Below are 14,397 nucleotides of genomic sequence, written 5' to 3'. Positions count from 1 at the left end.
TCCTCTTAAGTCTGTGACGGGAAAATCCCAAACAGCGATATGATGAAGTCCACGCACAAATAAGGCTGGAAATTGGTGTGCGGCTGATTTCCACCAACACTACTGAGTGACTGCACGGCCATTGGAACCGAAGGGACGGCATTCATGAACATGTTGACCTGAGGCGACCTGCCGATCAGGCTGCTGCCCGGATTCGGGGAATTCGCCACATCGCTTGACGCGATGAAGAGATGGCTGTGCATCGGCATCTGGTTTACGTTCAGAGTGACTTCCTCCACGCCGCCAGTCTCGGACAGAGTGAAGCCATTGCCCTGATGCAGTGGAAGACGGCCGCGCAAATCGGGCAGAGCGAAAGTCGATTGCCCATCGCCGCCATAGGTGGTGCCGATCAGGTTGAACAAAGTCTCGTTTTCCGAGATCGGTAGAAGCTGTCCGTCGCAGAACATCCAGCCGGCCGGCGCAAAATTGCCGGCAAACATACGGATCTCACCAACATAAGGCTGTGCCACGGTGCGTCTCCGTCAGTTTGGCGAGGGGAAGATGCCCTGCAGGGCGATGCAGAAACACAATGTCAAAAACGGCTGCATGTTGAGATGCGCCTGGCTGCCACCGACATTGGTGACCGTATCGGGTCGCAAGTTGGTGAGATTTTGCGTCGGGCCATAGAGCAGATTTGGCGCGGAATTGGCCAGCAGATTGCCGCCCGGAATCTGGCCCGATCCCGCATTGTTTGAAGCATTTGCCTGGTGCGTATGGGTCGGCATCTCGGAGATGGTGAGCGTATGCGCCTGTTCGCCGCCCCGCTCGCCGAGGAAATGGCCGATGCCGCCGGTATGGTTCGGCACGCGACCGCGCATGTCGGGAAGAGCAAAGTTCACGCGCCCATCACCGCCAAAGGTGGTGCCGAGCAGTGAAAACAGCCCCTGGTTCTGGTTGATGGGCAAGAGCTGCCCGTCGCAAAACGCCCAGCCTTTCGGCGGGAAATTGAACGACATTATCCTGATTTCCGAGAGAAAAGGCTCGGCCATCTACGTCCCCCACCATCAATTTTGCTTGGATTTGAAAGTATCCTTCCGCAAGGGAACTGTCCAGCGATTTCGACTTGCTTTGCCGGCAAGAAATTGCGGCATTTGCTTTCCCGACTGTTCTACACGCCGACGCAACTAGACATTGCGGCGATTACTGATTGGGGTTGCTCGGTGTAATCGTATGGCCGCCATTGTGGCCAGCCGGGATCGCGGCGACTGGATTCACGTTGAAGATGTCGACGTATGATCCCGCAGGCGTATTGCCGCGATTGTTCCAAGTCGTCACACCGTCGGTCGTAAATCCTTCCAGGTAAACGAAGGCGCCCGACCCACCGCTATTGGCGATGGCCAAACCAACACTGCCGCTCTGGGCGGTGATCCCCGTGACTGTGTTGTTCTGAATATTGGCGGTCATGATCGTCGCATCAGAGTTGCTGGCACCGCTGCTCAGATAGATGCCATCATTAAACGTGTTGACATCGGTGAGGTTCCTGCCAGCGAATGTAAGCGTGTTTCCAACGATCGTGATATCCATCGTCCCGTGGTCGCTAGCCCCGCCCTGGCCGACGACATCGGCCTCAATAGACGGGCTTCCACCATTGTTTATGATGGTGTTGTTCATAATCTCTATCGCGGCTGTGGCGGCGGTGCTGGTGGTGTGGATGAAGATAGGACCGCCGACGGAGTTTGCCGCCGTATTGTTGTTCTGGATATCGCCATTGCCGTCGATGCGGCCCTGGATGTTCGCGCTGTCCTGGCCGTAGATGTTGATGACCGGCCCGCCGCTGCCATAAATCTTCTTGTTGCGATTGATGTTGAACGTCAGATGCGCGGTGTCCTGCGCATTGAGCCCAATGGCGCGGCTGAGCTGATTGGTACCGGTGGGATCGAAGGTGTTGCCGTTGCCGACAGTGCCGCCGTCGGTGATGTTGACATTCAACGTCGACGTCTGCTTGGCGAAGCCTTCAAAGCCTGAAGTCTTCATGTTGAGGAAGCTGCTGTTCGAGACATTGACGGTCGCGGTCGCGGTGCCGGTCGTGGTGATGGCGATGCCGCCGGAGCCGTTGGCGGAATCCCTGGTGTTCTGGAACGTGCTGCCGGTGACATTCAGCGTCAGCGTGCCGGTGGTGTTGCGGATTTCGAACAGGTTCTCGCCGCCCGTCGAATCGCCGGGGACGAAACCGAATGTCGAATTGGTGACCGCCGAGGTGCCGGACAGGTTCCAGAGCTTGACGTTGCCCTCGCCCACCTCATCGCCGAAGCCGGTGACCGTGCTGTTGGCAATCGTCAGGTTCGAGACGTTCTGGCCGTTGATGCCTACCTGCGCGCCGCCGGTGCCGCCATTGCCGACGACAGCGAGGTTCGTGAACGTCGCGGTCGACACGCCGCTCATGTTGATGGCGGCCATGGCCGCGCTGTTGAATGTCGCCGTGTCGATGTTGTTGACCGTGCCATCGCCGCTGTTGGCATTGGTGAAGTTCATGTTCGAGAGCGAAAGGTTGCTCGTCGACGTGAACAGCGCGCCCTGCACTGTGTTTTGTATGGTGCCGCCGGAACCTGCCGTCGTGCCGGTGCCCGTCACCGTCAGGCCGCCAGCCGCGCCCGTAGTGTTGAGCACGATGCCGTTGGTGCCGCCGTTGGCCGAAATGCTCTGGAACACCAGATTGCCCGAACCGATGTTCGTGTTGACGACATTAAGCGCCGTGCCGGTCGTCGACGTGATCGTGTTGCCGGTGCCTTGCACCGTCACCGTGCCGCCGCCGGTAGCGTTGAAGCCGGTGCCGCTGGTGGTGTTGATGACCAGACCGCCGCCGGTGAAGTTGACGGTCGCGCCGGTGTTGCTGGCCAAATTGACGGCAGTGTTGGCTCCGGTGCTGAGCGTCTTGGTGCCCGAGAAATTGATCACCGCCGTGCCGGAATTGCCGCTGACGTCGATGCCGTTGGCGGCGGCGCCAGTGGCGCTCAGGCTGCCGCTGAAAGCAACGGTTCCGGCAGTACGGCCACTGACCTGAACGACATTGCCGGCCGTGGTCTTGGTCACCGACGCGGCGATGGTGACGGCGCCCGTGCCGCCATTGATGTCGACGCCGACGCCGGTCGGGTCGTTCGTCGCTCCGATCGAGCCGCCATTCACGTTGACCGCATTGGTGTTGTTGTCGATCCTGATTCCGGCCAGCGTCGTGTTGTCGATCGTCACCGTGGTGAAGGTCACCGCGCCGTTGGCGCCGCTGAGCAGGATGCCATTGCCGGCGGTCGCCGCGATCGTGGCGGAGGCAAAGTTGAATGTGGCGCTCGAGCCGTTGATCTCGATACCGTCGCCGCCGGCGGACGTGCCGGCCACACTAACAGCGCCGCCATTGAACGTGCCGCCGGTCACGCCGGTCAGATTGATCGCGTCGCCGGCGACCGAAGCGGTCGATTGCAGCGAGCTGAAATTGACGCCGCTGGCGCCGACGGCGACGCCGTTCCAGGTCAGGATCTGACCCGACGATGTCTGGATGGTGTTGCCTGCGCCCGTAACATTGATCGTGCCGCCACCGGTGGCGTTGAAGCCGATGGCGGTGGTGGTGTCGATGTTGAGGCCGCCGCCGGTGAAGTTGACCGTCGTGGTGCCATTGTTGGTCAGGTTGACGGCGGTGGTGGTTCCGGTGTTCAGCGCGCTGCCGGCGCCGGAGAAGGTGATCGTGCCGCCGGTGTTGTTGCTGACGTCGATGCCATTGGCGGTGCCGACACTCTGGTCCGCGCTCAGGGTTCCGCTGAGCGTGACGGTTCCAGCGGTACGTCCGCTGATCTGGACGACGTTGTTGGCAACGGTTCCCTTCGACACCGACGCCGCGATGGTGACGTCGCCGGAGCCGCCATTGATGTCGATGCCGATACCCTGGACAGCGCCGAAGCCGCCGATCGCACTCGTATTGTCGCTGATCGTGACCGCGCCGGTGTTGTTGTCGATCCTGATGCCGCCGCCGGTTGCCGTGCCTGTCTGATTTGCGATCGTCACCTTGGCGAAGTTCACCGTTGCGCTGGTGCCGCTGAGGAACAGGCCGAAGGAATTGGTGCCGCCCGGCACGCTGAGCGTGCCGCCATTGAAGATACCGCCGCCGACATTGGTCAAATTGACCGCATCGCTTGTGCCTGCGACCTTGGTCTGCGCCGTCAGCGTGCTGAAGGTGGCGCCGCTGCCGCCGACGGTCATGCCGTTCCAGGCCAGGATCTGGCCGCCCAAGCTCGTCAGGATCGTGTTGGTGCCGGTGACGTTGATCGTGCCGCCACCCGTGGCGCCGAAGCCAAGGCCGGAGGTGGTGGTGATCCCCATGCCGCCGACGAAATTGACGGTGGCGCCAACATTGGTGTCCAGATTGACCGCCGTGTTGGTGCCCGTGCCGAGCGTCATGGCGCCGTTGAAATTGAAGGTGCCGCCGGTGTTGCCGTGGACGTAGATGCCGTTGTCGCTCGCGGTGTTGGCGCTGAGCGCGCCGGACAGGGTGACCGTGCCGCCGGTGACGCCGGAGATGTCGACGATCTTGCCTGCGGTGGTCTTGGTGAGCGAGGCGGCGACGTTCAAGGTCGCGGCGCCGCCGACTACCTGGACAGCGGAGCCGGTCGGGTCGTTGGTAGCGCCGATCGAGCCGCCATTGATGTTGACCGTGCCGGACGTGTTCTCGACGCGCACGCCCGCGCCGACCGTATTGTCTATCGTCACCGTACCGATGGTGACCGGGCCGGTGACGGTGTTGATGACATAGATGCCGTTGGCGCTTGCCGAACTGACGACCACGCTGTCGAAATTGATCGCTGACGACGTGCTGTTCTGAACGATCAGGCCGTTGTTGCTTGCGCCGGCGACGGAAAGGGCGCCGCCATTGAAGGCGCCGCCAGAGACACCGGCGAGCTGCACGCCGGCGCCGCCGCTGACGGTTCCCGTCGCCTTCAGCGTGTTGAATGTCATGCCGCCGGCGCCGATCACGGCGGTCTGAAGCGATATGATCCGGCCCGTTGCCGTGGTGATCGTGTTGCCGGTTCCGCTTACGGTGATCGAGCCGGCGGCGATGCCGAGGAAGCCGTCGCCGCTGGTGGTGTCGATGGTCAGGCCGCCGGTGAAGCTGGTCGTGCCGCCGCTCTGCGAGAGACCGGTGCCGCTCGTCGTGTCGATGTTGGCGAGGCCGGTGACGTTGAGCGTGCCGCTGGCCCAGCCGATGCCGCCGCCGGTCGCCGCGGCGTTGTTGATCGTCACATTGCCGAAATTGAAGGTGCCGGTGTTGGTGTTGATCGCACTGATGCCGGTGCCCGACATGTTGCCGATGCTCGTGGTGCCGGTAACGGTGAAGGTGCCGGCAACGCCATCGAAGATGATGCCGCTGGCGCCGGTGTTGGCACTCACACTGGTGAACGTCATGTTGACGGTCAGCGGATCGAGGTCGAATGCCGCGCCGTTCAGAGTGGTGACCACGCCGCCGCTGTTGTTCAGCGTGAAGGTTGTGCCGGCGCTCTTGGTGTTGACCAGGACACCGGTGCCGCCGTTGTTTGCGAGGTTGAGCGTGCCCAGATCAAAGGTGCCGCTGGTGTTGGTGAAGCTGAGACCATCGCCCTGGATCCGCGCGCCGGGATTGCCCATGCCGAGCGTGCCGGCGCTGACGGTGCCGCCGGCGCCATCGGAGTCGAAACGGACATTGTTGAAGGCGATGCCGCCACCGGTGCCGCCGGTCACCTTATTGCCGGCAAACGACCTGATCGCGATCGAGTTGTCCGTCGCGCTGATGTTCTGGCCGGAGAAGGATGCAGCCAGGGCGGATCCGGTCGATTTCAGCGTGTTGCCGTCGATGGAAAGCAGCAGCGTATTGGCCGGCGCGCCGGTCGTGGAGAAGTCGAGCGCGCGGCCGCCGGCCGCGATGTCGTTGTTGCGGAGTATGAAGTTCGAGGCGCCCGTCGCATTGACGGCAACGCCGGCGCCGCTGCCGAGATTGCGGACGATCAGGTTCTCGATGCCGCCGGTGAAGACGCCGGTGCCGCTGGTGGCAAAGTTGATCACCGAGGTGGCGTTGTTGCTCTGCAGCACCGGCCGCAGCGTGTCGATACCCGCCGGTGCCGAGACGATCGGCGTGTTTTGAATCGTGGTGAAGTGGAAAGCCGCGGATGCGCCGCCGCTGGCGTCGACACCGAGCTGCGAGACATCGACGGCCGCGTCGCCGCTCTTGAAGGCAAGCAGCACCTGTCCATCATCGAGGTTGAAGGTGGTGCCGCTGAGGTCGATGGTTTCCTGGGCACCGTTGACGTTCTGGTCGATCAGCACCACGACATTGGCGGTGGACGCCTGCGCGCCGACATAGCTGCCTGGATTGGCGAGGCTGCCGTCGCCGGTGCCGGCCGCCGTGACATAATAGACGCTGATCGACGACAGGTTGGCGGTGTCGCCGGTGAAATTGACGTCGTTGAAATTGTAGTCGCCCGATGTCGGCAAGGTGTCGACAGCGTGGATGACCTGGCCACCGGTGGTGGCGATTGACGATTCGGCAGGGCCCTGGCCGTCGCCGAACACCAGCTGGGCATTGGTGGTGCTGGAGAACTGCACGCCATAGCCGACATTGGCGATGGTCGAGGTCTGGCCGGCCGGATTGTTGTTGACGGTGTCGCCGAGCTGGATCGTGCCTGCGCCCGTCGTGCCGGCCATGTCGATGCCGATCGTGCCGGCGAAGCCGCCGCCGTCGACGTCGAAATCGCCCGCGGTGATGCCGGTGCTGATGACCGCGCCGTTGAGATCGAGGCCGATCGCGTTGGCGGCGCCCAGGCCGATGTTGAGGCCGCCGAGGATGCTCACCGGCGAGCCGAGCGTGCCTGCCACATCGAAGCCACGCGAGGTGATGCCCTGCAGGTTGACCGCGCCGAGAATGATGCCGCCGCCGCTGACATTGTTGAGCGAGACGCCGGTTGCCGCACCATTGACCGAGATGGAATCGAAGGCGACGCCGCCGGCGCCGACCGTCGCGTTGGCGAGGTCGAGCGCGGTGCCGGTCGTCGTCGTGATGGTGTTGCCTGAGCCGGTGACGCTGACCGTGCCGGCGCCGAAGGTGCTGGCGGTGAAGCCGGCGCCGCTCGAGGTGGTGATGACGAGGCCGCCATTGGTGAAGTTGAGCGTACCCGTGCCCTGGCCCGCGCCGATGCTGGGGTCCTTGACGATGGCGCCGTTGGTGCCGCCGGCGGTGTTGAAGATCTTCGACGTGCCGGAGAAGGTGACCGTCCCCTCGGACGATCCGTCGAACAGCACGCCGACGGCCGTGCCGGTATGATTGATCGTGCTCGAAATATTGTACACGCCGTCGGCATCGCCGAAGAAGGCGAAAGCTCCGGTCCCCGGCAGGACCACTGCTGTGGTCGAAACGACCGACCCGCTCATGTTCAGATGGGTCCAGTCGCCGCCGCTGGCTTGCAGCACCGAGCCCGTATCGACCTTGATCGAACCGTTGTAGTTCAGCGTCGCATTGATGGCGTTGTTGCCACCGGAAAGGGTTATGGCCGAACCGGTGGTGCTTGTCGTCGCGCCAATGCTGGCGGTGCCGCCATTGCCGCCAACGTTGACGGTGCCGGCTAGGGTCGCCAATTGGATACCGACCTGGGCGCCATCGATGGTCAGAGTGGATCCGGCGACATTGGCGATGTTTATGGTGCCAACCTGGGTCCCACCGATATCGAACCCTTTGGAGCTGACGTCGAGATCGGTCGTGCCGGTGAAATTGACCACGCCGGCGCCGCTCAGTTCGGCCAGCTCGGCGCCCACGTGCCCTGTATCTTTCAGGCCGCCAATGTTGACGTCGCCCGCCAGGACGGCGGTCTGGAGCAATACGCCCGCGCCGGTCGACGTCGAGACGGCCGATACGCTGTCGAAGGTGATACCGGCAGCGCCGACATTGGTGGTGGACACCAGCAGACCATCGCCGCCGGAATTGATCTTGTTGCCAGTACCGGTGACGGTAACAGTGGAGGGGGCGCCGGCGCTGCCGATCGCCGCGAAACCCGCCCCGGTGGTCGTCGTGATGTCGAGGCCGCCGCCGGTGAAATCGATCGTCGAGTTGGTGTTGGGGCTCGCGGTTCCGCTCGGGAAACCGCCGGGGTAGCCGATGTTGACGCCGTCCGTCGTGCCTGAGCTGATCTGCTTCGTCGTGCCCGAGAAGGTGATGGTGGCCAAATGGTTGCCGGCAATGAGGATGTTGCCGCCGGCCACGGCGTTGCTGTCGGTGAGGTTGCCCGACAGCGTCACCGAGCCGCCGGTCATGCTCTGGATCGAGACGGCTGCGCCGGCGCCGTTGGTGGCGATCGTGCCGCCATAGGAAATGGTCGCGTCGCCGCCGCTGGCTGCCGTCGCCGAGCCGACATTGAACGACGTGCCCGAACCGGTGTTGGTCAGCGTGCCGGTGCCGAAGCTCGCCGAGCCGCTGACATTTTGCAGGTCGATGCCGTTGCCCGCGGCGAATGTCGCGCTGGTCGAGGCGAAGTTTATAGCGGCCGCGATACTGTCGAGCGCCACTGCCTGAGCATTCGTGGCGTTGATCGTTCCCGTCGTGACATTGACTGTGCCGCCGCCGGTGGCGCTGAATGCCGTCGCGCCGTTGGTGGTGATGTCGACATCGGCGAAGGTGACGGTGGCGCCGGTGTTGTTGGTGAGCGAAACACCATTGCCGCCGACCGTCACCTTGTCGGTGAAATTGACGAGGCCGCCGGTGCGGTTGGCGATCGAGATGCCGCCGCCAGTCAGCGTGCCCGCCGGCCCACTGTTGGGCAGGTTGCCGCGCGTGACCGTGATGTTGCCGTTGCCACCATTGGCGTCGAGCAGCGTGCCGGCGACGTTGATGTTGTTGTTGGTGATCGACACATTGGTGGTGAGGTTGTCGACCTTGAACGCTGTCTGGCCCGCCGCGACGTTGCTGACCGTCACGCCATCGATGAAGATGCCACCGGCATTGTTGAAGCCGCCGGCATTCTGGTCGACGGTGAAGACCGAGCCGAGGGCGCCGCTGAAGTCGAAAGCGGTGTTGCGCACCTGGTTGCTGCCGAGCAGATGCAGGAAGTCGCCGGTGCCGGTGACCACGCCCTCATTGCCGGTGACGTTGCCGCCGGTGGCGCCGAGATTGCCCTGGACATTGACCGGCTGGATGGTGCCGGAGGTGAGGATGGAGGTGTTGTTGCCGAAGCCGGTGATCGACTGGCCCGAATCCAGCGTGAACGGCGTGCCGCTGAGATCGACGGTGCCGACAAAGGCAAAGGTCTGCGTGCCGGCCATGGCATCGGCGGCGGCCACCGAGATCGTGGTCACCGCGGCGCTGAGCCCGTCCGTGCCGGCGGCGATGACGCCACCGTTCTGCGAGACCATGATGACGCCGCCGACCGCACTGGCCAGATGGGCGCTGCCGGTGAAGGCGACGTCGTCGAAATCATAATTGCCGAGCGTCGGATCGAGCCCGATCGTGTTGACGGTGTAGCCGCCGGCTGCCGCACTGATGGAGGACTGCAGGCCATTGCCCGCATTGCCGTCGCCGAAGGTGAAATTGGCATTGGCCGAAGTCGCCGTGGTGCCGCCCGACGACAGTTCGACGCCGACACCGACATTGGAAATGCTGGAGCCAGCCTGGAAGGTGATGGTCTTGGTGCCTGTCGTCGACGACAGGTCGATGCCGCGCGAGGTGAGGTCGCCGGTGCCGGTGATGGTGGTCAGGCCGAAATCGGCCGTCGTGGACGAACCGCTGAAGTCGATGCCGGTCTGGTTGGCGCCGGCGCCCATCGTCACGGTGGTCGTGCCGAAGGTGACGTCGTTGTTGGTGCCGCTGAAATTGATGCCGGCGGTGTTGGCGGCCGAGCCCAGAGTGACCGAGGTCGTGCCGAACGTTACCGCCCCGGCATTGCTGCCGCCGCCACCGATATCGATACCGTTGCCACCGGCTCCCGACACGGTGACCGAGCCGAAGGTGGCGCTGGCGCCGCTGGCGACGTTTGAGACAGACACACCGTTGCCGGTCGGGTTGGTGACCGTCAGAGGCGCGGTGGCGTTGAAGGTCGCAGTGCCGCCAAGGCCGGCGATAACAGCGCCGCCGCCGCCGGTCGCCGACAGCGTCGAGCCGGTGAAGCTGATCGCGCCGCCGGTCGGTGCCGTGATCGAGCCGATCGCGAAGAGATTGCCGGTGCCGGTCGAATTGATCGCGCCGCTGAAGGCCACCGAGCCGCCGCTGATGCCGTCGACCTTGACCGCCGTGCCCAGCGTGCTGGTCGAACTGGAGATATCGGCCGAGACCGTGATCGCAGCGGTGCCGCCGGAGACGACGACGCCGTCGTTGCCGACGAAGCCGCTATTGGTGATGGTGCCGCCAATGGCGATGGTGCCGGTGTTGTTGGTCAGGCTGACATCGGCGCCCGCAACCTCCGTCGTCACCAGGTTGGCGACATTTACGGTGGCGGCACTACCCTGCACCACGAAGCCGTCACCCAAGAGGCCGACGGCCGCGATGGTCGTCGTACCGTTGAAGCTGTAGATGCCGCTGGCGACATTGGTGAGACGGATGGCATCGCCCATGACGCGACTGATGTTGACGCCGCCGAAGGTGACATTGCCGCCGCTGGTGTTCTCGATGACGATGCCGGTCGCCACGTTGCCGCCGTTGCCATCGACGGTGACGCTGGCGAACGTCACACCGGCAGCGCCGATCGTCAGACCGCCGGCGCCGCCGAGCTGGATGCCCTTTTCCGCCAAGCCGGCGCCGGTGTTGACCGTGTTGCCCGACCCGGTCACCGTCAGCGTGCCGCCATTGATGGCGCTGAAGGCGAAGCCGCCGTCCGTGGTCAGATCGAGACCACCGGTGAAATTGATCGCGCCGCCCGCATTGTTAGTGAGGTCGATTGCATTGGCCGCACCGGTGCTGGCGGTGATCTTGCCGGCGAAGGTGGCGGTGCCGCCGGTCATGCTGGAGATATTCACCGCATTTGCAGCAGTGGCCTGGTTGATGGTGCCGTTATAGGTGACGTTGGGCGCCGAACCGTTGATGTCGAAGGCGAAATCGCCTGTGTTGGTGATGGAACTCGCGGCCCCGAAAGTCAGGGTTCCACTCGAGTCGTTGACGATACCGACGCCTATGCCGCCGCCGGTAATATCGAGGTCGTCGAAAGTGGCGGTGCCGTCGAAATTGTTGGCGAACAGCCCGGCATTGGTGGCATTGCCGATCGTCGTGTTGCCGGTGAAATTGACGATCGCGCTCGAGGCGACAAGCTCGATGCCGTTTTGGCTCGCATTCTGGACATTGAGATTGTCGACCGAAACCGTGCCGGTCACGCTGCCGAGGAAAAGACCCACATCGACATTGCTGACGGTCACGCCCTGGATCGTCAGGCCGTTGATCGAGGTCGCGCTGATCCCCGCGTCGCTGCCGCCCGAAATGTTGAAGTCGAGCAGCGAATTGCCGTTGGCCGCCGTGACGACAGCGCCGGAGCCGGAATTGGTCAGCGTCGCCGCGCCGGCAGGGTCCGAGATGGCCACGTCATGCTGGACATTGGCGCCGGTGACGTTGATCGGCACGCCGCCGAGCGAGAAAGAGCGGCCATTGCCGAACGACGCCAGCGTCTGGCCGTCGCTGAGCGAGAAGCCGTTGGAAGCATCGATGGACGTGCCGTCATTGACCAGCACGAAGATGGCGTCGCTGTCGGTGATGGCGTCGGCGGTCGCGGCCGTGGCCAGATTCGTCAGCGAAGAGCCGTCGCCGCTGCCTGTGGCCGACGAGCCGATGAAGATCACATTCTGCACGTCGAACAGCTGCGGACCGCTGAAGGTGGTCGAGCCGAACGCATAAAGGCCGAGCGTCTGGTTGAGGCCGCGGGCGTCGAGCGAGGCGGTGATGCCGGCAATCGAACCGCCACCGAAGCTGAACTGGGCATTGGCCGAATTGGCCAGCGACCCGGAAATACCGAGGCGCACGCCGGTGTCGACGCCCGAAATGGAGCCGCCATTGGTGATGATGATCGATGCGCCGCCCGTGGTGCCGGCGAGATCGATGCCGATGGTGCCGGCGGCACCCGGGCCGGTGATGTTGAGCGACTGCGCGGTGAAATTCGTCTGGCTGCCGGAGAAGTCGAGACCTGTGCCGACGCCCAGCCCGGAAATGACGATGTTGCCGGCCACCACCGCCGCGTTGACGCCGGCAAACGACATGCCGTCGGCGCCGGGATTGGTGATGTTGATGTCGCCGAAACGGATCGTCGCCGGCGAATCGGTAATGGCGATCGCCGGTCCCGTCGTGTTGGAAATCGTCGTCGCGCCGTTGACGGTGAAGCTGCCTGAGACATGGTCGAGCACCACGCCCGACGTGCCGCCGGTCTGGGTGATCGAATCCAGCACCACATGCGCGGTGATCGGATCGATGAAGACGCCGATACCGCCATTGCCCGACACCGTGCCGCCAGTGGTGGTGAAGCTGCCGCCGCTCGACGTGCCCTGCACGGTGATGCCGCGGTCGGTGTTACCAAGCGCATTGACGACGGCGAAGGTGTAGGTGCCCTGGCCGGTGATATCAAGACCGTCGTCGAGATTGCTCTGCAGCAATGTCGTGCCGGTGAAATTGTAGGTGCCGTTGTCTTCGATGTGCAGGCCGTCGAGGCCGTTGCCGGTCGCGGTGAAATTGGACGCGCTGACATTGGTCGAATTGCCCTTGAATTCGGCGCCGTTGCCGCCGGCACCCGTCACCGTGACATTGGTCAGCGTCGTGCCGGTGACGTTGTTGCCGAAAATGCCGTCGGCGCCGCCGGTGATGGTGATGCCATTCAGCGTGTTGCCGTTGCCGAGCGTGATGACGTTGTTGGCGACGTTGGTGCCCTGGATCGTGCCGTCGCTGCCGCCGAGGTTGAAGGTGGCGGTGCCGCCGCCGAAAAGCTTGGCGGTGACGCTCTCGCCGCCGCCGATCAGCGTCTGGCCGGCGGCAAGCGTCTGGCCGGGGGTCTGGATGTTGCCATTGCCGCCGAGCGCGACGATGAAGCCGCCGCTGCCGGCCTTGGTGACCGCGTCGTCCAGCGTCGTCGGGTCGGCCTGCGTGCCGGCGCCCGCCAGGCCGCCATCGGCGAAGTAGAACTTGCCGAAGGCCGCATTGGTGGCGGCGTTGATGGCGACGCGCGTCGTCGAGCCGCCGGTCTTGTCCTGCGACTGGATCCGGACGCCGATATCGCCGCGCACGCGTTCGTTGACGCGCTTGCGCAGGCCTTCGCTGACCGGATAGACCGGGTCTGCCGCCCTGATGGCGCCGGTCGTGTCCGAGCCATGGCCGGGGTTGAACGGGATGTTCAGCCGCACGCTGCCGGCGAACTGGGTGTGGTCGCGATTGTCGTCGCGCACCTCGCCGGCCAGCACCAGTTCGGTGCCGCTGCCGAAGACATCGCCGATCGTGTATTCGAACCCGGCCTTGGCGCCGGTGACGCTGCCGTCATCGCCATGCGGGTCCTCGAAATGGTAGCCGCCAATGTCGAGCCGCAGCGAGTGCTTGTCGGGCAGGTTGATCGGCACCTGGGCGCCGATCTCGCCTTCGATGCCCCAGGCCGCGTAGTCGCGGTGGTCGAGCACCGATATCTGTTCGATCAGCTGGTTGCTGACCATCGACAGCGTCGAGCTGGTCGAATGGTCCGTCGAGTCGCCCTTGATCGGCACGAAGACGTTCACATGCGCGTCGAAGTTCGGCGTGATCGCCTCGACGCCCAGCGTACCGGCAGTGAACTGGGTGCTGTTGTAGTTCTCGACGTTGAGATAGGCGTAGCCGCCGAGCATCAGGTCGGGATTGACGATGCGGCGAATGCCAAGGCCGATGTCCTGGCCGAAGGCATCCTTGAAATCGTGCTTGGCCCGGACATCCAGGAACAGCACCGATTCGGCCGTCTGCTTGATCGGGATGAAGCCTTCGAGCGCGGCGTTGCCGCCATTGTTGTCGGCGCCGACGATGGCGCGGATCTGCGGCTGCCAGAGCCCATCGGGGTCGCCATGGGCAACCACGCCTGAAAGGCCAAGCGCCAGCGTCGTCAACGCCGTTGTCTTCCAAAGATGGCTTACAATGCGCGAACGGCGATAGACGGCACGCACGTGGAAACCCTCCCCACGCGCCGCCATCCCACCAACCTGCCGAGACTTCTCGGTAGTTCCCATCCTTGGCGAGTCCTTCTGGGACTACACGTCCCGCGTGTTAATTCTTACGCGAATTGTATTGTATAGCGAGCCCGGAACGTTGTGAGTGTTGTTGTCGGGCCTCAAAGTTCTGTTCTGTGGCCATATTGCCACAGTAGATTTGCCGGCTTGCTTTGCGGGGACTCGGCTTTCGGAGCAGCCGCCCTTGTTGTATCAAGCCTTTTCCAGGAGAATACC

The 14,397-nt window shown here is 63.8% G+C and carries 3 protein-coding genes; all 3 read right to left on the bottom strand.

Annotated elements, in window-relative coordinates:
- Nucleotides 1-5: 5 nt before the first annotated feature.
- The gene (locus tag AC0V8S_RS05035; RefSeq protein WP_095202619.1) at nt 6-509 is read right to left on the bottom strand and encodes a phage tail protein; all 504 of its coding nucleotides are present in this window, start codon (nt 507-509) and stop codon (nt 6-8) included.
- A gap of 12 nt (nt 510-521) precedes the next feature.
- Nucleotides 522-1,028, bottom strand: a complete 507-nt coding sequence (locus tag AC0V8S_RS05030; RefSeq protein WP_183464406.1) for a phage tail protein — start codon at nt 1,026-1,028, stop codon at nt 522-524.
- Nucleotides 1,029-1,179: 151 nt separating this feature from the next.
- Nucleotides 1,180-14,118 carry a beta strand repeat-containing protein gene (locus AC0V8S_RS05025; RefSeq protein ID WP_475437025.1) on the bottom strand — a complete coding sequence of 4,313 codons (12,939 nt, stop codon included), beginning with the start codon at nt 14,116-14,118 and terminating at the stop codon, nt 1,180-1,182.
- Nucleotides 14,119-14,397: the final 279 nt, after the last annotated feature.

Source organism: Mesorhizobium oxytropidicola (assembly GCF_056174625.1).
The sequence above is the reverse complement of the archived record's forward strand: the minus strand, read 5'-3'. Positions and strand labels throughout refer to the sequence as shown.

Coding starts and splice junctions, on each gene's coding strand:
- AC0V8S_RS05030 (WP_183464406.1), bottom strand. CDS start 1,028: ATGGCCGAGCCTTTTCTCTCGGAAATCAGGATAATGTCGTTCAATTTC.